Origin of the sequence: uncultured Brachybacterium sp., from assembly GCF_947500705.1 — a bacterium.
Taxonomy (GTDB): Bacteria; Actinomycetota; Actinomycetes; order Actinomycetales; family Dermabacteraceae; genus Brachybacterium.
This window is the reverse complement of sequence record NZ_CANMSY010000004.1, coordinates 252375-272157: the sequence shown is the minus strand read 5'-3', so window position 1 is coordinate 272157 and position 19783 is coordinate 252375. Positions and strand designations below refer to the sequence as shown.

General features: G+C 69.4%; 15 protein-coding genes. 12 read left to right on the top strand and 3 right to left on the bottom strand.

Features of this window, described 5'->3' with window-relative positions; translation table 11 throughout:
• The first annotated feature begins 336 nt into the window (after positions 1-336).
• Complete coding sequence (locus Q0937_RS09925) at positions 337-771, top strand: ASCH domain-containing protein (RefSeq protein ID WP_299303203.1); 435 nt, start codon at positions 337-339, stop codon at positions 769-771.
• Positions 772-831: 60 nt separating this feature from the next.
• Here Q0937_RS09925 and Q0937_RS09920 read toward each other — a convergent pair whose 3' ends face one another.
• Positions 832-1791, bottom strand: coding sequence for a sugar-binding transcriptional regulator (locus Q0937_RS09920; protein WP_299303112.1), 960 nt, complete (start codon positions 1789-1791; stop codon positions 832-834).
• Between the two features lie 122 nt (positions 1792-1913).
• Here Q0937_RS09920 and Q0937_RS09915 point away from each other — a divergent pair, with 122 nt between their 5' ends.
• From Q0937_RS09915 to putP, 4 genes are all read left to right on the top strand, one after another.
• On the top strand, positions 1914-3656 hold the full coding sequence (locus tag Q0937_RS09915; RefSeq protein WP_299303110.1) for a glycerol-3-phosphate dehydrogenase/oxidase: 1743 nt from the start codon (positions 1914-1916) through the stop codon (positions 3654-3656).
• Between the two features lie 254 nt (positions 3657-3910).
• Complete coding sequence (locus tag Q0937_RS09910) at positions 3911-4642, top strand: MIP/aquaporin family protein (RefSeq protein ID WP_299303108.1); 732 nt, start codon at positions 3911-3913, stop codon at positions 4640-4642.
• A gap of 86 nt (positions 4643-4728) precedes the next feature.
• On the top strand, positions 4729-6273 hold the full coding sequence (gene glpK / locus Q0937_RS09905) for a glycerol kinase GlpK (protein WP_299303106.1): 1545 nt from the start codon (positions 4729-4731) through the stop codon (positions 6271-6273).
• Positions 6274-6682: 409 nt separating this feature from the next.
• The gene (gene putP, locus Q0937_RS09900) at positions 6683-8263 is read left to right on the top strand and encodes a sodium/proline symporter PutP (protein ID WP_299303104.1); all 1581 of its coding nucleotides are present in this window, start codon (positions 6683-6685) and stop codon (positions 8261-8263) included.
• Between the two features lie 207 nt (positions 8264-8470).
• Here putP and Q0937_RS09895 read toward each other — a convergent pair whose 3' ends face one another.
• Positions 8471-9370, bottom strand: coding sequence for an SMP-30/gluconolactonase/LRE family protein (locus tag Q0937_RS09895; RefSeq protein WP_299303102.1), 900 nt, complete (start codon positions 9368-9370; stop codon positions 8471-8473).
• Positions 9371-9801: 431 nt separating this feature from the next.
• On the opposite strand from Q0937_RS09895, the gene Q0937_RS09890 reads away from it, so the two are divergent.
• From Q0937_RS09890 to Q0937_RS09880, 3 genes are read left to right on the top strand one after another with little or no spacing between them, the layout of a single operon-like run.
• Positions 9802-10680 carry a carbohydrate ABC transporter permease gene (locus Q0937_RS09890; RefSeq protein WP_299303201.1) on the top strand — a complete coding sequence of 293 codons (879 nt, stop codon included), beginning with the start codon at positions 9802-9804 and terminating at the stop codon, positions 10678-10680.
• Positions 10677-11594 carry a carbohydrate ABC transporter permease gene (locus Q0937_RS09885; protein WP_299303101.1) on the top strand — a complete coding sequence of 306 codons (918 nt, stop codon included), beginning with the start codon at positions 10677-10679 and terminating at the stop codon, positions 11592-11594. Before Q0937_RS09890 ends, Q0937_RS09885 begins: the two co-directional genes overlap by 4 nt.
• Positions 11595-11635: 41 nt before the next feature.
• A complete protein-coding gene (locus Q0937_RS09880) occupies positions 11636-12991 on the top strand; it encodes an ABC transporter substrate-binding protein (RefSeq protein WP_299303099.1) in 1356 nt (451 codons plus the stop codon).
• A gap of 72 nt (positions 12992-13063) precedes the next feature.
• Here the strand turns inward: Q0937_RS09880 and Q0937_RS09875 are convergent, their stop codons facing one another.
• On the bottom strand, positions 13064-14569 hold the full coding sequence (locus Q0937_RS09875) for an FGGY-family carbohydrate kinase (RefSeq protein WP_299303097.1): 1506 nt from the start codon (positions 14567-14569) through the stop codon (positions 13064-13066).
• Positions 14570-15004: 435 nt separating this feature from the next.
• Between Q0937_RS09875 and Q0937_RS09870 the strand changes: the two genes are divergently transcribed.
• The 4 genes from Q0937_RS09870 to Q0937_RS09855 all read left to right on the top strand — a co-directional run bounded on the left by Q0937_RS09870 (position 15005) and on the right by Q0937_RS09855 (position 19764).
• Positions 15005-15958: a sugar-binding transcriptional regulator gene (locus tag Q0937_RS09870; protein ID WP_299303095.1), complete on the top strand. Its 954-nt coding sequence runs from the start codon at positions 15005-15007 to the stop codon at positions 15956-15958.
• Positions 15959-16282: 324 nt separating this feature from the next.
• Positions 16283-17371, top strand: coding sequence for a zinc-binding dehydrogenase (locus Q0937_RS09865; RefSeq protein WP_299303093.1), 1089 nt, complete (start codon positions 16283-16285; stop codon positions 17369-17371).
• Between the two features lie 145 nt (positions 17372-17516).
• Positions 17517-18866 (top strand): RbtT/DalT/CsbX family MFS transporter, encoded by a 1350-nt coding sequence (locus Q0937_RS09860; RefSeq protein ID WP_299303091.1) that lies wholly within the window; start codon positions 17517-17519, stop codon positions 18864-18866.
• Positions 18867-18978: 112 nt separating this feature from the next.
• A complete protein-coding gene (locus Q0937_RS09855) occupies positions 18979-19764 on the top strand; it encodes an SDR family oxidoreductase (protein WP_299303089.1) in 786 nt (261 codons plus the stop codon).
• Positions 19765-19783 lie beyond the last annotated feature (19 nt).

The window sequence follows — 19783 nt, the reverse complement described above, 5'->3', positions numbered from 1 at the left end:
CCCCGACCCCCGTTCAGGTATTTACATGATCCCGCCGCCAGCGGAATGCTTGGGTTACCCGAACAGCATAGCAGAGACGTTCGGGAAAATCCCGCTCCCCGCTGACAGCCGACTGCCGCCGTTCCGGGCGCGCGATGGGGCTGGCGCGGTATGTTCCTTCGGTCATCCTGTGTGCACGTCTTCCTCAGGAGATCCCCTGCCTGGACCGGGCAGGGAAATCGCTGGGGCGGTATCCGGGGTCAGCAGTAGTGTCCTGGCGTGAACACACCTGACCCCACAGCGCCCGCGGGCACGGCAGCGCCCGCAGACGCCGCCGCACTCGCCGATTTCTGGGCCCTGGTCCGCACCGACCATCCTGCGCTTCCCGCGGAGCCCCCGGAGGCCTGGGCCTTCGGCGCCACCCCCGAGCACGCCGACGGGCTGCTCGCCCTGGTGCTCGCAGGAACGAAAGTCGCCACGGCCTCCTCGGTGTGGGACTACGAGGACGAGGACGAGCCGCTGCCGGCGGTCGGCGACCTGTCGATCATCCTCGATGGCGAAGGCCGGCCCCGCGCCGTGCTCGAGGTGACCGTGATCGACATCGTGCCCTTCGACCAGGTCACTGCGGAGCACGCCCGCGATGAGGGGGAGGACGACCGGACTCTCGCGGCCTGGCGCCGGATCCATGAGAAGTTCTGGACGGAGCACTCCCCGCGCGGCTTCGCCCCGGACATGCCGGTGGTGTGCGAGCGCTTCCGGGTGCTCGCGGCGCCGTCCGCCGATCGCGGCTGAGCACGCGCTCGGGAACCGGCCCGCGCCGGGGAGCTCACCAGCGCCCGGGGCCGGCCCCGCTCAGCGCAGGGCGAGCAGGTGGGCTGCGGTGACCTCATCGACGACCACGTCGGTCGCGACGCCGGCTCGCAGCGCCGCACGCAGGGGGAGCGCCTTGCGGGAGCCGGCGGCCACGAGCAGGCGGCGCGGGATCCGGGTGAGCTGATCCGGTGGGGTGCCGGAGCCGCGGGCGTTCATCGAGATGTCGCGGTAACTGCCGTCGGCGCGCAGGAAGACCGTGCACACATCGCCGACGGCGCCGTCGGCGCGCAGCGAGTGGAGGTCCTCCTCGGTGAGGTAGTTGTGGGTGTAGACGTGGCTGGGCACTTCGGCATCGAACGCACCGACGCTGAACACGGCGACCGTCGCCTGCCGCTGCACGTCCAGCACCCGCTGCACGGAGCGCTCACGCCACATCGCCTCGCGGGTCGCGGGATAGTCGAAGAAGGCGGGCACCGGGAACTGGTGCACGGTCGCATCCCAGCGGGTCGCCGCGCGGGCGAGCACGGTGGTGATGTAGGTCAGCCCCGAGCCCTCCACGTTGATCGCGCCGTTGAGCTGCACGATCCGCAGGCCCGGCACCGGCCTCGTCCGGACCTTGCTGAGCAGAGCCGCCATGGTGGTGCCCCAGGCGACGCCGAGGGTCGTGCCGGGCTCGAGCATCTCGTCGAGCAGAGCCGCGCCGGTCTCGACGACCGTGTGCAGGCGCTCGCGCTCGTCCTCGCCGGTCTCCATCGGCACCACATGGGCCTGGACCCCGTACTGCCGGGAGACGCGCCGACCGAGCTCCTCCACCCGATGCGCCTCCGGCGGGCGCAGCGAGATCTGCACCAGCCCGGCCTCCCTGGCGTCGCGCAGCATCCGCGAGACGGTGGAGCGTGAGACGGACAGCGAGCTCGCGATCGCGTCCATCGTCTGGCTCTCGCCGTAGTACATCCGTGCAGCGGCGAAGGCGGCGTCCAGGCGACCGTCGGGAATCATGCCCTCAGTGTTGCACGTTCGTGCATCGGCCTTGCATCGAACTGCACGGAAGCGTCACGATGGCGGTCACGGGCGTTCCGCGGGCTGCGGCACCCGAGACGTCACGGCAAAGGAGCATCCACGTGTCCGATCAGCATCGGTCTGAACTCACCCCGGGGAACCGGGCGGAGCACCTCTCGCGCCTTCGCGCCGCGACCCCGCAGAACCCGCTGGACGTGCTCGTCATCGGCGGCGGGGTCAACGGCGCCGGTGCGGCCTTCGACGCCGCCACGCGTGGTCTCTCCGTCGGCCTGGTGGAGTCCCATGACTGGGCCAGCGGCACCTCCTCCCGCTCCTCCAAGCTCATGCACGGCGGCCTCCGCTACCTGCAGATGCTCGACTTCAAGCTGGTCGCCGAAGCGCTGCGTGAGCGTGACCTGCTGATCCAGCACACCGCGCCCCACCTCGTGAAGCCGATCAAGTTCGTCTTCCCCTTCTTCAAGAAGGTCGTGGACCGCGCCTTCATCGGCTCCGGCGTGATGCTCTACGACGCGATGCAGTCGATCGGCCACAAGCGCGCAGTCCCCTTCCACCGGCATCTGCTGCACGACAAGATGCTCGAGGTCTTCCCGGGGCTGGACGGCGAGAAGGCCGTGGGCGCCCTGGAGTACTACGACGCGCAGATGGACGACGCCCGCTTCGTGCTGATGCTGGTGCGCTCCGCCGCGCAGCATGACGCCACGGTCGCCAACTACACCACCGTCGTGGGCTACCTCAACGAGGGCACCCGCGTGATCGGTGCCCGGATGCGCGACGAGGAGACCGGCGAGGAGTTCGACGTCCACGCCCGGGAGACCATCCTCGCCGGCGGCGTCTGGACCCAGGAGCAGCAGGAGCTCGCCGGGGCCGATGCCGGACTCGAGGTGCTCGCCTCCAAGGGCATCCACATCGTCGTGGACCGCGAGCGGATCTCCGCCGTGCCGGACACCGGCATCATCACCCAGACCGAGAAGTCGGTCCTTTTCATCATCCCGTGGGACGAGTACTGGGTCATCGGCACCACCGACACCCCGTGGACCCAGGATCCGCGTGACGTGGGCGCGACCAGCGACGACATCGAGTACGTGCTCGAGCACGCCAACGCCGTGCTCGCGGAGGACCTCGGCCGCGAGGACGTCATCGGCGTCTACTCCGGCCTGCGCCCGCTGCTGCAGCCGGTGAAGAAGAACTCCGGCTCCGGCTCGACGAAGGTGTCCCGCGAGCACACCGTGATGGAGGTCGAGCCCGGCCTGACCGCGATCGCCGGCGGCAAGTACACCACCTACCGGGTGATGGCCGAGGACGTCGTCGACTTCGCGATCAAGGACTCCCAGCCGGGCCGCCCCAGCCTGACCCGCTCGATCCCCGTCGTCGGCGCCCAGGGCTATGAGGCGCTCGTGCGCGACAAGCAGGAGATCGGCCGACGCTACGGCCTCGACGAGATCAGGGTGGACCGGCTGCTGTTCCGCTACGGCGCCCTCCTGACCGATGTGCTCGCCCTGATCGATGAGGATCCCGCACTCGGGACGCCACTCGAGCACGCCCCGCGCTACCTGCGGGCCGAGATCCTGTACGCCGTGCGTGCCGAGGGCGCCCGCCACCTGGCCGATATCCTCCAGCGCCGCACCCGCCTGGACTATGAGACCCGCGACCGCGGCGTCGATGCGGCCGACGAGGTCGCCGCTCTCGTCGGCCCCGAGCTGGGCTGGGACCAGGCCGAACGCGCCCGCGAGGTCGAGACCTACCGGGACTTCATCGCGGCCCGCCTGGACGGTGAACGCACCACCAGCGATGACGAGGCAGCGGCCCGCCTCGCCGACGTCCCGGAGGTGCCGTCCCGACACTGACCGATCCGGTGCCCGGAGACGAGATCCGGGTATTGCGTGGGGCGCGCAGAGTGTGCGTCCCGGCAGGGCTCCCCGCGAGCCCTGCGACCGGTTGATCGAGCTCCGCCTGTCGGGCCCCCGCTCCACGACGAGCGGCCGGGCCGGCGTCTCCCGTGCACCATGCTGCGCCCACCGACGCCGCAGCATGCCGGGGCAGGCCCTCGATCAGCCGTATCCCGATCCGCATCGACGCGGATCGCTAAGGAGAACCACCCATGGAAACACTCGGAACCATCCTGGCCTCGGAGATCGCGGGCACCGCGATGCTCACGCTGCTGGGCGGCGGCGTGGTCGCCAACGCCATCCTGGGCAGGACCAAGGGCAACGGCGGTGGCTGGCTGATGATCAACTTCGGTTGGGGCCTCGCGGTCTTCGCCGGTGTGTGGGTCGCCTTCAAGACCGGTGCGCACCTGAACCCCGCAGTGACCATCGGCCTCGCCTCGAGCGGCGCGGCCGAGTACGCGCCGGGCATCCCGATCACGGTCGGCACCACGCTCACCTACTTCGTGGCCGAGCTGATCGGTGCCTTCCTCGGCGCGATCCTCGCCTGGATGGCCTACAAGAACCACTACGACCAGGAGACGGACGCCGGCACCATCCTCGGCACCTTCTCCACCGGCCCGGAGATCCGCTCCAAGGGCTGGAACCTGGTCACCGAGATCATCGCGACCTTCGTGCTGGTGTTCGTGATCATCATGTTCGGCAACACCCCGCATGAGCTCGGCCCCCTCGCGGTCGCCCTGCTGGTGCTCGCGATCGGTGCCTCCCTCGGTGGGCCGACGGGCTACGCCATCAACCCCGCCCGAGACCTCGGGCCCCGCCTCGCGCATGCGATTCTCCCGATCAAGCACAAGGGCGGCAACGACTGGGGATACTCGTGGGTGCCGATCGTCGGCCCCATGCTCGGCGGTGCCCTCGCGGGCTTCGCCTCGATCCTCTACTTCTGATCAGCACCTCTGATCGAATCAGCAGCCTTGCGCTGAACCGTGGCGCTGCGACCTCACGACCTCTCATCCACGACGAAGGAGTTCCGATGAACGACGAGACCATGTACATCATGTCGATCGACCAGGGCACCACCTCGACCCGAGCGATCATCTTCGACCACGCAGGCCAGATCGTCTCCAGCGGCCAGAAGGAGCACGAGCAGATCTTCCCGAAGTCCGGCTGGGTCGAGCACGACCCCAAGGAGATCTGGAAGAACACCCGCGACGTCGTCGGCCAGGCGCTCGTGGGCGCCGACATCAACCGTCACCAGCTCGCCGCCGTCGGCATCACCAACCAGCGCGAGACCGCCGTGGTGTGGGACAAGGCCACCGGCGAACCGGTCTACAACGCGATCGTCTGGCAGGACACCCGCACCCAGAATATCTGCAACGAGCTCGCGGGCGACGAGGGCGCCGACAAGTACAAGGAGCGCGTGGGTCTGCCCCTGGCGACCTACTTCTCCGGCCCCAAGGTGAAGTGGATCCTCGACAACGTCGAGGGCACCCGCGAGAAGGCGGAGGCCGGCGAGCTGCTGTTCGGCAACACCGACTCCTGGCTGCTGTGGAACCTCACCGGCGGCACGAACGGCGGTGTGCACGTCACCGACGTCACCAACGCCTCGCGCACGATGCTGATGAACATCGACACCCTGGACTGGAACGAGGACATCGCGAAGGACATGGGCATCCCGCTGTCCATGCTCCCGGAGATCAAGTCGTCCTCCGAGGTGTACGGCAAGGGTCGCAAGAACGACCTGCTCATCGACACCCCGATCGCGGGCATCCTCGGTGATCAGCAGGCTGCGACCTTCGGCCAGGCCTGCTTCGAGATCGGGATGGGCAAGAACACTTACGGCACCGGCAACTTCATGCTGGTCAACACCGGTGAGGAGCTGGTGCGCAGCGAGAACGGGCTGCTCACCACCGTCGCCTACAAGATCGGTGACAACAAGGCGGTCTACGCCCTCGAGGGCTCGGTCGCGGTGACGGGCTCGCTCGTGCAGTGGGTGCGGGACAACCTGGGCCTGATCAAGGACGCCCCGGAGATCGAGGATCTCGCCAAGGAGGTCGACGACAACGGCGGCCTGTTCATCGTCCCGGCCTTCTCGGGCCTGTTCGCCCCGCACTGGCGCTCCGACGCCCGCGGCGTGATGGTCGGCATGACCCGCTTCCACACCAAGCACCACATCGCCCGGGCCGTCCTGGAGGCCACCGCCTTCCAGTCCCGCGAGGTGCTGGACGCGATGGTCGCCGACGCGGAGGCCGACGGCGTCGAGCTCACCGAGCTCAAGGTCGACGGCGGCATGGTCATGAACGAGACCCTGATGCAGTTCCAGGCCGACATCCTCGGCGTGCCCGTGGTGCGTCCGCAGGTCATCGAGACCACCGCACTCGGTGCGGCCTACGCGGCCGGCATCGCGGTGGGCTTCTGGGACGGTGAGCAGGACGTCATCGACAACTGGTCCGAGGGCAAGCGCTGGGAGCCCCAGATGGATGAGGAGACCCGCGACCGGTACATGCGCCTGTGGAAGAAGGCCGTCGAGCGCACCCTGGACTGGGTCGACGACGACACCGAGGCGCTGTACAGCTGACCCGCTGAGCACAGCGGAGTTGCACAGCCCTGTGCACGTGCTTTCCGATGGGAGCCGCGTGCGCAGGGCTGTCGGACACGGTCGACGCGCGGGGGTGACCCTTCGGTAGCAATCTGCTCGTGTGAGACCCTGGCGGGTGAGGTGGATCACGCTCCGCCACGCCGGAGGGCAGGGCCCGTTTCACAGTGCTGTGACCAGCAGGGTCGTCGACGATCCGTCGTCGATGCATGACTGCGATTCCCCCACCTCGGCAGTTCGCGGCGAGTATGGTCGGAGGGATCACCATCGACCCAGACGCCGTGCGGCGTTCCGTTGCCGCGCCGTGAGGTGCTGAGCAGGCGCGCCGAGCAGTCGTCCCGTCCCTGTCCCCACCTCCTCGCCTCCCCGCATCTGAGATCGGAGTCCTCCCATGGATCTCGCCTTCAAACTCGTCGCCCTGGCGGTCTACTTCCTCGCGATGATCGGCATCGGCATGTACGCCTTCCGCAAGACCAAGGGCGGTGAGGACTACATGCTCGGCGGACGCCAGCTGCATCCGTTCGTCGCCGCCCTGTCCGCCGGCGCCTCCGACATGTCCGGCTGGCTGCTGATGGGCCTGCCGGGTGCGCTCTACATGAATGGTCTGGTCGAGGCGTGGATCGCCGTCGGCCTCACCGTCGGCGCCGGTCTGAACTGGTTCTTCGTGGCCCCTCGGCTGCGGCAGTACACGCAGATCGCCGGCAATTCGATCACCGTGCCGAGCTTCTTCGGCAACCGTCTTCACGACCGCACCAACGTTCTGCGGATTGCTGCGGGCCTGATCATCCTGGTGTTCTTCACCTTCTACGTCTCCTCGGGCATGGTCGCCGGCGGCGTGTTCTTCCAGTCGATGTTCGGCGGGCCCTATCTCACCGGCATGCTGCTGGTCGGCGGCGTCACCATCCTCTACACCCTGTTCGGCGGGTTCCTCGGCGCCAGCTATACGGATGTGGTCCAGGGCATGATCATGCTGGTCTCCCTGATCCTGGTGCCGGTCACCGCGATGTTCGTGGTCGGCGGACCGGCGCAGATGTTCGCCTCCGTGCGCGAGGTCAACGCTGACTTCGGCTCCATGACCTCCGGCGGCACCGCCATCGGCATCATCTCGGCACTGGCCTGGGGCCTGGGCTACTTCGGCCAGCCGCACATCATCGTGCGCTTCATGGCGCTGCGCTCCTCGCGGGATGCCAAGTACGGCCTGTTCGTGGGCATGAGCTGGATGATCATCTGCGTGATCGGCGCCGTGTTCACCGCACTCGCCGGCCTGGCGTACTTCCAGCAGAACGCGGACGCGATCCTCACAGACACCAAGAACGGCGAGTCGGTGTTCCTGGACCTCTCGCAGCTGCTGTTCCATCCGCTGATCGCCGGCGTGCTGCTGGCTGCGGTGCTCGCAGCGATCATGTCCACCATCTCCTCACAGCTGATCGTCTCCAGCTCGGCGCTCATCGAGGACCTCATGGGCGGCATCGGCATCAGGCTCAGTGCCAAGGGTGCCCTGTGGGGCGGCCGCATCGGTGTGCTGGTGGTCTCGATCATCGCGGTGCTGCTGGCCCTGGACCCGGGCAGCTCCGTGCTCGGCCTGGTGGCCTTCGCCTGGGCCGGCTTCGGCGCCGCCTTCGGGCCGATCGTGCTCCTGTCGCTGTTCTGGCGTCGCCTCACCGCGGCCGGTGCCGCAGCGGGCATGGTCGCCGGTGCCGCGGTGGCCTTCGTCTGGGGACAGTTCTCCCCCGATGTTGCGTGGGGTCTGTTCGGCGAACAGCACCTGTACGAGATCATTCCCGGCTTCCTGGTCTGCCTGGTGCTCGCCGTGGTGGTCAGCCTGGTCACCCCGCAGCCGCCCGCGAAGGCGATGGAGGAGTTCGACGACATGCTCGAATCCTTCGCCAGCGGCGAGGCCCGTGACCGCAGCGCGGGGGCGGCCGGGGCCGCACCCGCCGCCGGTACCACGGGCACCACCGGCACCGTCTGAGCCGCAGGGAGCACCGGGTCGCCACGCCAGAGGCCCGCTCCCGCTTGAGGCCATGCGGCCGCGATGGATCGGACGATTCCGAGCCAGATCTTCCACATTTTGGCTCGGAATCGTCCGATTGCGGGTGCCGGGTGCCGGGTGCCGGGTGCCGGGTGCGGGTGCGGGTGCGGGTTCGGGTGCGGGGTGCGGCAGTGCGCCCGGGCCGGGTCAGCCGCCGAAGAGCAGCTCTGTCTCCGGCCCGCGCACCCCGGGTCGCACTGCGAACAGCGATCCGGCCGCCGGGTCCTCCCCGTCGGGCAGGTTCTCGCGGCTGGTGGTGATGAAGAGGGTCGACCTGTCCGCGCCGCCGAAGGTGCAGGCGGTGACCTGACGGGCGTCCACCGAGATCTTCTCGGCCACTGCGCCGTGCTCGTCGAGTCCGAGCACCTGACTGCCGGAGTGCATCGCCACCCACACCCGGCCCTCGGCATCGAGGCAGAGGCCGTCGGGATGGCCGTCCTCGCCGCTCAGGTCGGCGAAAGGCCTGCGCTCCACGAGCCCGTCCTCGTCGGACCAGTCGAAGAGATCCACCCGGCCGGTCGGAGTGTCGACGTAATAGGCGCGGGTGCCGTCTGCCGTGAAGGCGAGACCGTTCGAGATGGTCAGATCGCCGAATTCGCGGGTGGTGGTGCCGTCGGGCCGCAGTCGCCACATCGAGGCCGCGCCCTGCGGCGCGCCGTAGCCCATCGTGCCGCACAGGAACGAGCCGTCCGGGGCGATCGCCCCCTCGTTCATCCGCACCGGCTCGTCCCACAGCGTCGGGAGCAGCTCGATCGTGCCGTCGGCATCCTCGAGCCCGAAGCCCTTCTCGAGCGCGAGCACGGCACCGCCGCTCGAGGCCGGGCGCACGCAGGCGACCACGGAGCTCGGGGTCGGGAAGCGCGTCACCGCACCGTCCGGGCCGTCCTCCAGCAGGGGCGCGCCGGCCGCCCGGACCGCACCCTCCGGCCCCAGATGCATGATGTCCCCGGCGAGCATGTCCACCCAGCGCAGGCCGCCCCAGGTGTCGGACCAGTACGGTCCCTCGGCGTGCTGACAGAGCGAGTCGGTGATGCGTTCGGCGTGCATGGGAGCCTCCGGTTCCGCGCGGTGATGCAGGGCGCCGACGAGCAGCTCGTCGGTCCGGCCCACCGTACGCGGGGTCCGGCGCGGAGGGCAGCGGTGCTCACGCAGGGTGTGCTCTCGGCAGAGCGTCCACGCCCCGCCCGACGTGGCGGGCCGAGCAGTGGCGGGCCGAGCAGTGGCGGGCCGTGCTGTGGCGGGCCGAGTGATGGCGCACGGAGACCCGCAAATGTGCCCTGAGACGCACTGCCATGCCCATAATGGGGTCTACCACCGGCACCGAGGCCGGTGGGCGGCATCTTCCCTGACCGAATGAGCTCCTCATGACCGATTCTCCGAGTCGGGTCCCGGGCACAGACGCCCCGCAGACCCCGGTTCCGGACGCCCCCGGCCGCCCCCAGGCACCCACGAACCGCCCTCCGCTGCGACGCCGCCGGATGAACCGTCGGGCCCGCCGCGACGCCCTCGTGTTCCTCGCCTTCGCCGCCCCGAACCTGGTGCTGATCGCAATGTTCACCTACCGCCCCCTGATCCTGAACATCCAGTACTCGATGCTGGACTGGACGCTGGGCTCGCGCACCGCGACATTCATCGGGCTCGGGAACTACGTCGAGTTCTTCACCTCCGACGAGGGCCTGACGAGCCTGCGGATCACCGCGATCTTCACCCTGTTCACCGTGGGTGGGGCGATGGTGCTGGGACTGCTGATCGCGCTCGCGCTGAACATCAACATCCCCGGTCGCACCATCGCCCGCTCGGCGGTCTTCGCCCCCTACGTGCTCTCGGGCGTCGGGGTGGGCCTGGTGTGGCTGTTCATCTTCGACCCGAACTTCGGAGCGCTGGGATGGATCCTGCGGCAGCTGGGCATGGGCAGCCCGCAGTGGTTCCTGGATCCGCAGATGTCGCTGGTCATGGTGATCATCGTGTACGTCTGGAAGAACCTGGGCTACTGCGCGATCGTCTACCTCGGCGGGCTGCAGTCGCTGCCGCAGGACGTCATGCACGCCGCCCAGCTCGATGGCGCGGGCGCGGTGCGGCGCTTCTTCAGCATCTCGATCCCGCTGCTGTCGCCCACCACGTTCTTCCTGCTCATCACCACCACCTTGAACAGCCTGCAGGCCTTCGACCTGCTGCGGATCATGACGCCCACCGGACGTGGCACCAACACGATGATCTTCGAGTCCTACCTGCAGGCCTTCGGCGGCTACTCCCGAGCCGGCTATTCGGCCACGATCTCGGTGCTCCTGTTCGTCATCCTGATCGTGATGACCGTCGCCCAGATCATGTTCGTCGAGCGGAAGGTGCACTACGCATGAGCACGTCCACCCTTCCCCGCCCTGAACAGGGGACCGCGGACCGGCCCGCACCGAAGCGCCGGAAGAACGGCCCCTTCTCCCGGGCCAACCTGGTCTCCACCATCACCGGCGGCTACCTGCCGCTGGTCCTCGCGACGCTGGTGATGGTGCTGCCGCTGCTGTGGATGATGATCAGCTCCCTCAAGGCACCGCACGAGATCCTCTCCACCGACCTCGTGATCCTGCCCGAGAGCCCGTCGCTGGCGAACTACGAGGCCGCCTGGAACTCGGTGCCGATCCCGCGCTTCTTCCTGAACTCGGTCATCGTCACCACGATCGGCTCGAGCATCAAGGTGCTGCTGGCGGTCTTCACCGCCTATGCGCTGGTCTTCGTGCGCTTCCCCTTCAAACGCGTCATCTTCGTGCTGATCCTGGTCGCGCTGATGGTGCCCCCGCAGGTCTCGATCCTCCCCAACTACGTGCTGATCGCCGGTCTCGGCGGGGTGAACACCTACTGGGGGATCATCCTGCCGGGCCTGGGCACCGCCTTCGGCACGTTCCTGCTGCGCCAGTACTTCCTCACCATCCCCCCGTCCATGCTCGAGGCCGCCGAGATCGACGGCGCCGGGCATCTGCGCACCCTGTGGTCCGTGGTGGTGCCGATCTCCGTGCCGACGGTGGCCACGGTCGCCCTCGTCACCATCGTCACCGAGTGGAACGACTACATCTGGCCCCTGATCATCACCTCGGAGGCCAGCCGGATGACCCTGCCCGTGGGGCTGACCGCCCTGCAGAACTCCGAGGGCAACACCGGCTCCGGCTGGGGCATCCTCATGGCCGGCACGGTCCTGGTGATCGCCCCGGTCCTGATCGTCTTCGCGATGCTGCAACGGCACATCGTCTCCGGCCTCACCCAAGGCAGCGTGACCGGCTGACGCGCCCGCGTCCGTCCACCACCCCCGAAAGGATCTGTCCCATGACCAGTTCACTTCATCTTCCCCGCGGGTTCAGCCGACGCTCCCTGCTCGGCCTCGGTGTCGCCGGTGCTGGCGCGCTGGGCCTCGCCGCCTGCGGCGGCGGCCCTGAGGTCGGCGGCGGCGGTGCCGGCGGCGGCGAGGAGCTCGACCTCGACTTCTCCGGTGTCGAACCCGCCACGAAGATCGACTTCTGGACCAACCACCCCGGTGGCTCCCAGGAGGTCGAGGCGCAGCTGCTCGCCGCCTTCACCGAGGAGACCGGCATCGAGGTCAACCACGTGACGGCCGGCTCGAACTACGAAGAGATCGCCCAGCGCTTCCAGACCGCGCAGGCTGCGAACTCGGGGCTCCCTGCCGTCGTGGTGCTCTCGGACGTGTGGTGGTTCCGGTACTTCCTCAACGGCAACATCATCCCGATCGACACCCTCGTCGAGCAGCTCGAGATCGACCTGTCCGACTACCGGGACTCGCTGGTCCAGGACTACCAGTACGAGGACCAGCAGTGGGCGCTGCCCTACGGCCGCTCCACGCCGCTGTTCTATTACAACAAGGACCACTTCTCCGCCGCCGGGCTGCCCGATCGTGCCCCGGAGACCTGGACCGAGTTCGAGGAGTGGGCGCCGAAGCTCACCGAGTCCGAGACCGCGTACATGTATCCCGACCTCGCCGGATATGCGGGTTGGACCCTGCAGAACGTGCTCTGGGGACAGGGCGCGGGATGGTCCGACGAGTGGACGATCACCTGCGCCGAGCCGGCGGCCGTCGAGGCGTTGCAGTGGGTTCAGGACTCGGTGTTCTCCAAGGGCTGGGCACAGGTCGCCTCGAGCGACTCGGCCGACACCTTCGCCGCCGGCGTGTGCTCCTCGACCATCGCCTCCACCGGCTCACTGGTGGGCGTGCTCGAGTCCGCGACCTTCGACGTCGGGGTGGGCTTCCTGCCCGGCGGCTCCGTGGAGGGGCCGGTCTGCCCCACCGGCGGCGCCGGGCTCGGGATCCCCTCGGCGGTCACTCCGGAGGAGCAGCTCGCCGGAGCGATGCTCATGGAGTTCATGGGCCGCCCGGAGAGCACTGTCGCCTTCTCCGCCGCCACCGGCTATATGCCGATCCGCAAGAGCGCTGACCTCACCGAGCTCACCGCCGAGACCCCGCAGATCCAGCTCGCGGTCGACCAGCTTGACGTCACCAAGCCCCAGGACTTCGCCCGCGTGTTCCTGCCCGGCGCGGACCAGGAGATGGCCGAGGCGATCGCCTCCATCGCGACCGCCGAAGGCGATGTCCAGGCAGCGATGGACGGGCTCAAGGAGACCCTCGAGGGGATCTACACCAAGGAGATCCAGCCCAAGCTCGAGGGGTGAGCAGGCGGCCGACGGCGAGGGCGGGTGCCGGAACTCCGGTGCCCGCCCCCGCGAGTCGGGGCCGGCCGCGCCTCAGCCCTGCTGCATCCGCGCCAGGGCGTGGGTGATGTCCCGGGTGGCGGGGTAGAGCTCACGGTAGAGCCGGTACAGCTCGTCGTAGCGGGCACGGTGCACCGGATTCGGGACGCACCGGTGGTCGGTGCGGTTCCAGGAGCTGGTGTCGACGCCGTGGGCGAGACGGGCGGCCAGCATCGCGCCGCCGTAGGAGGCGCCGACGGTGCTGCGCGGGATCAGCTGGGTCAGCCCCGTGACGTCGGAGACGATCTGGGGCCACAGATCGTGCTGGGTGCCGCCGCCCACCGCCATCACCCGGCGCGGCGTCAGGCCCGCCGCCGCGAGCGTCTCCAGATGATGACGGACCCCGTAGGCCACCGCCTCGAGCGTCGCGCGGTACAGGTCCCCGCGGGTGTGGGAGAGGGTCAGTCCCGCGACCACGCCGCGCGCGTCGGGATCGGCGATGGGGGAGCGCTCGCCGGCGAAGTACGGGAGCATCACCAGGCCTCCCGCGCCCGGGCCGCTGCGCTCGGCCTCCGCGAGGAGTCCCGTGAAATCCGCTCCGCCGGTGAGCTCCCGCAGCCAGCCGGTGATGGCCCCGGAGGCGGCCATGCCGCCCGCCAGGCTCGACGAGCCGGGGGTGACCCCCGGCGTGGACCAGAGCGTGCGGCTGGCCAACGGCTCAGGGGTCGTGGCCAGCAGGAGCGTGGTGGTCCCGTACATCAGCATCAGATCCCCGGGCTCGGTGGCGCCGACGCTCACCGCCTCGGCCCACGCATCGATCGTCCCGCTGAGCACCGGGATCCCTGCCGGCAGCCCGGGGACCAGGGCAGCGACCTGCGGATCCAGGGACCCGGCGGCCTCGCCCGCCCAGCGCAGCCGCGGGAGCTCGATGCCGGGGGCGACGTGCTGTGACCAGTCGATGTCGGAGCTGCCGTGCCCTGATGCGGAGGAATGCCATTCCTGCTGGCGAAGGCAGTACAGCGGCGCCGTCTGGCTCGCGCTGACATGATCCATCACGTACTGCCCGGTCAGTCGGAAGGCGAGATATGAGGCGGGCATGAACAGGCGCCGGGCGCGGGCGTAGAGCTCGGGCTCGTGCTCGGCGACCCAGGTGATCTTCGGTCCGGCGGACTGAGCGGTCAGGACCACGCCGCAGTGGGCGACGATCTCCTCCTGGCCGAGCACGTGGGTGAGGTCCCTGATCTGCTGCGCGGCACGGGAGTCGACGCCGTAGAGGATCGCCGGCCGCACCGGGGACCCGTGCTCGTCGGTGAGCACCACGCAGGGCCCCATCCCCGAGAGCCCGATCGCGGACACCTCGACGCCTTCCGCCGGGGCGGCGGAGGTGAGTGCGCGGGCGATCGAGATGAACTCGTCCCACCAGGTCTCCGCGTCCATCTCCACCTGGCCGGGAGCAGGGCGACGCACCTCGTGCTCGCGCACCTCGGTACGCAGGATGGTGCCGTCGAGAGCGACCAGCACCCCTTTCGTGCTCGAGGTGCCGACGTCGATGCCGAGCACCGCGCTCGCGCGATCAGCAGCAGCACCAGCTGCCGTGCCCGCCGCCGGGCGAGCTGCTGCGCCGTCCGCCGCACCACCGGCTGCGCCAGCTGCCGCACCACCGGCTGCGCCTGCCGCCGGGCCAGCACTCGCAGCAGCTTCCGCACCAGCAGCCATTCGTCGTCTCGCTTCCCGTCCGGAACGGAGTCCGGTCCGAATTCTGTCGTCGGCCGCGGCGATGCTCGCCCCGCCCTCTATCCTGCCATCGACGCCTCCCCTCGTCGGGCGGGCCCCGGGCCTGCGCTCGAGGCTTGCACTCGGGACAAACGTGCGGAACTATTGTTCCCACGTGGCGATGACGGCACCGTGCTGCCGCCCTCGCGGGCGCAGACCCGCACCCTCTGTCACGCCCGAGCCATGGCGCATGGCTCGGCCTCATGGGACAGGAGTGACGCCATGCTCGAGACGTCGATGGACATGCATCAGCTGCATCGCGCCGCCACCGCCTACTATCTCGACGGCCAGCGACAGGAAGAGGTCGCCCGGCGGATCGGGGTCTCCCGTCCCTCCGTCAGCAAGCTGCTCGCCGAGGCGCGCCGGATCGGCATGGTGCGCTTCGAGGTGCTGGACGTCCCCACGGTCGACCTCGCCGACCTCGCCGAGCGGCTGCGCGACCTGCTGGGCATCGACTCGGTCCGGATCGCCCCGGGAGACCAGGTCCAGCGCGAGTTCCGCGGCATCGGCGATCTGCTGGGGGAGGAGCTGCGCAGCCTCGAGATCGCGGAGGGGGAGGTCGTGCTGCTCGCCTCGGGCGCGACGGTCTCCGCGGTCGCGAGCATGGGCGGCATGCCGCGGATGCCGGGAGCGCTCATCGTGCCCACGGGAGGCGGTCAGCAGGAGCCGGAGCCCGCCTTCCAGACCAACGAGATCGTCCGGCAGTTCGCTGACCGCACCGGGGCGGAGCCCCGCTTCATCTTCGCGCCCGCCCAGACCAGCCCCACGCTCTGGGCATCGCTTCAGGAGGATCCCGGTTTCCGCTCGGTGGTGGATCTCTGGGATGGCGCCCGCGCTGCCGTGGTCGGCATCGGTGCGCCGTATGACGGCCGCGCCAGCCTCACCTCCGTGGTCCCCCGTGGCGAACCGGCGCTCGAGAAGGCGGCCGGGGATGTGTGCCTCCACTTCTTCGACGAGGACGGCGCGATCCTCGCCTATCCCGGTTCCGAGTTCCTGGTCCGGCTGCCGCTCGAGAAGCTGCGTGCGATCCCCACCTCGATCGCGCTCGCCGCCGGGCGGGAGAAGTCGCCGTCCATCCGCGCCGGGGCGAAGGCGGGGATGTTCACCTCGCTGATCACCGATGTGCCGACAGCCGAGGCCGTGCTGGCAGACGCCGGGGTCGGCCCGCACGGCTGACTGCAGGGTTGTGGGCTGCGGCGGCTTGCTGCGGGACGACGGGTGGGGCGCTCTCCGCTCGCCGTCGCGGGATGAGACGTGGTTCACGCGCTCCCGCTCGAGTGCTCATTGATCTGGGGTGATGCGAGATTCCAGGGCCGAGAACCCTCGTGCGCGCGGCCCTGGAACATTTGTTCTTGACGATTGTTCCGAGGGCGCTTAGAGTGGTTCTCGGACGGGCGCCCCGTGGTGTCATTGATGACGCACCCTCGGCCCCGAGGTCGGCCTCGCGCCGACCCGCTCAGCCGGGGCCGGCCCGGAACGTATCGAAGGAGATGTGCCGAGATGACCGAGATCCCGAAGACCATGCAGGCAGTCGTCATGCATGCGCCCGAGGACTACCGCCTCGAGGAACGCGCAGTGCCCACCCCGTCCGCAGACGAGCTGCTGATCCGGGTGGAGGCCGTCGGGGTCTGCGCGAGCGACCTCAAGGCCTACGCCGGCGCCGCCAAGTTCTGGGGCGATGAGAACCGCGAGCGCTGGGTCCAGCCCGGCATCATCCCCGGCCACGAGATCACCGGCGAGATCGTCTCCGGCTCCGAGGAGGCCCTGGCCAAGCACGGCGCAGCCCTCGGGGATCGCATCGTGGTCGAGCAGATCGTCCCCTGCGGCGAGTGCATGTACTGCCAGCGCGGCTGGTACTGGATGTGCGATCCGCACGACATGTTCGGCTTCAAGAGCTTCAACGGCGGCATGGCCGAGTTCATGATCGTGCCCCCGCTGGCCCGCGTCCACACGATCTCCAAGGAGATCGCCCCCCAGCACGCCGCCTACGCCGAGCCGCTGTCCTGCTCGATGCACGCCGTGGAGCGTGCTGAGCTGCAGTTCGACGACGTCGTGGTCATCGCCGGCGCCGGCCCGATCGGCCTCGGCGCGATCATCGGCGCTGCTCACAAGAACCCCAAGCTCGTGATCGCCCTCGACTTCGACGACGACAAGCTCGAGCTCGCCAAGAAGTGCGGCGCCGACCTCACCCTGAACCCGTCGAAGGTGGACCTCGACGCGGAGATCCGCGCCCTCACCGGCGGCTACGGCGCCGATGTCTACATCGAATGCACAGGCCATCCCAGCGCCGTCCCGCAGGGCCTGAACCTGCTGCGCAAGCTCGGCACCTTCGTCGAGTACTCCGTGTTCAAGGAGCCGGTCTCCGTGGACTGGTCGATCATCTCCGACGACAAGGAGCTCGACGTGCGCGGCGCGCACCTGGGCCCTCACACCTGGCCTGCGGCCATCAAGATCATCGAGAAGGGCGACCTCCCGCTCGACGAGATCTGCACCCACCAGTTCGCGCTCGCGGACTTCCAGCAGGCTCTCGACTCGGTCGCCGACTCCGCCGGCGCCTCCGTGAAGGTCTCGATCCTCCCCGGCCTCTGACCCTCCTCGGCCTCTGATCCTCCCTGGCCTCTGATCTCGCCCGGACTCTGCTCCGTCCCGAGATCGCGTCCCACGTGACGGCCGACGCCGACCGCGCCGTCGGCCGTCACGTGCCGCCCTCACCTCAGCACACAGGAGTGCCCGCATGAGTTCCGCATCCGCCTCCACGGCCAGCCCGGCCGTCCCCGCCCCCGGCACCGCCCAGGAGACCTTCCTGGACCGCCTCGGCATCCCGCACGTCCTGCGCTGGGGCTTCCTCGGCGTGCTCGTCTTCATGACCGGCAACGGCGTGGAGACCAACTTCGTCTCCCCGCACATGGCCAACGTGTTCGGCGGTGGCGACGACATGATCAACCTCGCCGCCACGGTCATCACCCTCTACGCCCTGGCCACCCTGATCGGCTCCTACCTCGCCGGCGCCCTCTCGGACCTCTGGGGCCCGCGCAAGGTGATGCTGCTGGGCGTCATCGTGTGGGTGGTGTTCCAGGCGGCCTTCGTCGGCGCCCTCTCGACCGAGTCGGTGCCGCTGATCTTCCTGACCTACATGGTCCGCGGCTTCGGCTTCCCGCTGTTCGCCTTCGCCTTCCTGGTGTGGGTCAACGCGGTCTCCCCGAAGGAGCGCGCCGGTGCCGCCGTCGGCTGGTTCTACGTCATGTTCACCGGTGGCATGCCCACCATCGGCTCCCTGGTCGCGATCGGCATGATCCCCGCCTTCGGCGGCGGGCTGCTCGGTGAGCGCTGGGCCATGGTCGCCTCGACCGCGATCGTGATCGCCGGCTTCCTGATCGCCTACCTCGGGGTGCGTGAGGAGCACGGCGACCGCCGCCTCGCCCCGGCCGGCGAGAGCAGCCGCCAGGTGATCCTCTCGGGCGTGGTGCTTTCGCTGAAGAACAAGCGCGTGATGATGGGCTTCCTGACCCGCCTGATCAACACCGCCCCGCAGTTCGGCATGTTCATCATCCTGCCCACCGTGATCGCCGAGACCCTCGGCTGGGGACAGTCCCGCTGGCTGCTGATGACCTCGATCGTCTTCGCCGGCAACATCCTGTTCAACGCGGCCTTCGGCGCCCTCGGCGACAAGATCGGCTGGACCACCACGGTGCGCTGGTTCGGGATCGTCGGCTCCGCGATCGGCCTGCTGCTGTGGTGGTACGTGCCGCACTGGGTCCCGGCCGGCTCCGACTGGGGCTTCGTGGTCTCCGTCATCGCGGGCACCGTCTTCGGCATCCTGCTGGCCGGGTTCGTGCCGCTCGGCGCGATCATGCCCGCACTGGCACCGGACCACAAGGGTGCCGCGATGGCGATGTACACCACCGCTGCCGGCGGCGCGACCTTCCTCGGCTCCGCCGTGGTCGCCGTGGTGCGGCCCTGGGGCGGGAACGTCGGCGTGGTCTGGGCGTTCATCGCCCTCTACGTCCTCGCCTTCCTCATGACCTTCGCGCTGAAGGTCGATCAGCCCCGCGTCGGCAAGAAGGACATCGCCGCCGAGGCCTGAGCCTCAGCACCCGGGGCCCGGCCTTCACCTCGGCCCCGGGGTGCGGGGACCGGCCCCGCGCCCCCGTCCCAGCTCCACCTCACCCCGCATCGAGCTCCCGAAGGAATCTGACATGACTCGCAGCATCTCGCCCCTCTTCGACCTCACCGGTCGCACCGCTCTGGTCACCGGCGGTGCCAAGGGCCTGGGCCTGGCGATGGCCCGGGCGCTGGCCGAGCACGGTGCCCCCATCGTGCTCGCCGATATCGACGACGAGAACGGCCAGCAGGCCGCAGAGCAGCTCGCCGCCGACACCGGCGTGACCGTCTCCTACCGCCACCTCGATGTCACCGACCAGGAGATGGTCGAGCAGGTCGTCGGCGAGGTCGACGCGGAGACCGGCGGGATCGAGATCCTGCTGAACAACGCCGGCCGCACCATCCACCACCCGCTCGAGGACGGCGACGCCGAGAAGTGGCGTGCGGTGATGAGCCTGAACCTCGACGGCGTCTACCACGTGCTCTCCGCCGTGGGTCGCCGCATGCTCGAGCGCGGCCGCGGCAGCATCATCAACACCGGCTCCATGAGCGGCATCATCGCCAACGTCCCGCAGACGCAGGCCTCCTACAATGCTTCCAAGGCCGCCGTCCACAACCTCACCCGCAGTGCCGCGCTGGAGTGGGCGGGCCGAGGCGTGCGCGTCAACGCCATCGCCCCCGGCTACATGCGCACCGAGCTGACCCGCGGCTTCTACGAAGAAGGCGGCGCCCAGATCGACCAGTGGAACCTGATGACCCCGATGGGCCGCCCGGGAGAGCCCGAGGAGCTCGCCGGCGCTGCGGTGTACCTCGCCGCCGACGCCAGCAGCTTCGTGACCGGGTCCATCCTGTCCATCGACGGCGGCTACACGGCCGCCTGACCGCCCGCCCGCCGCTGAC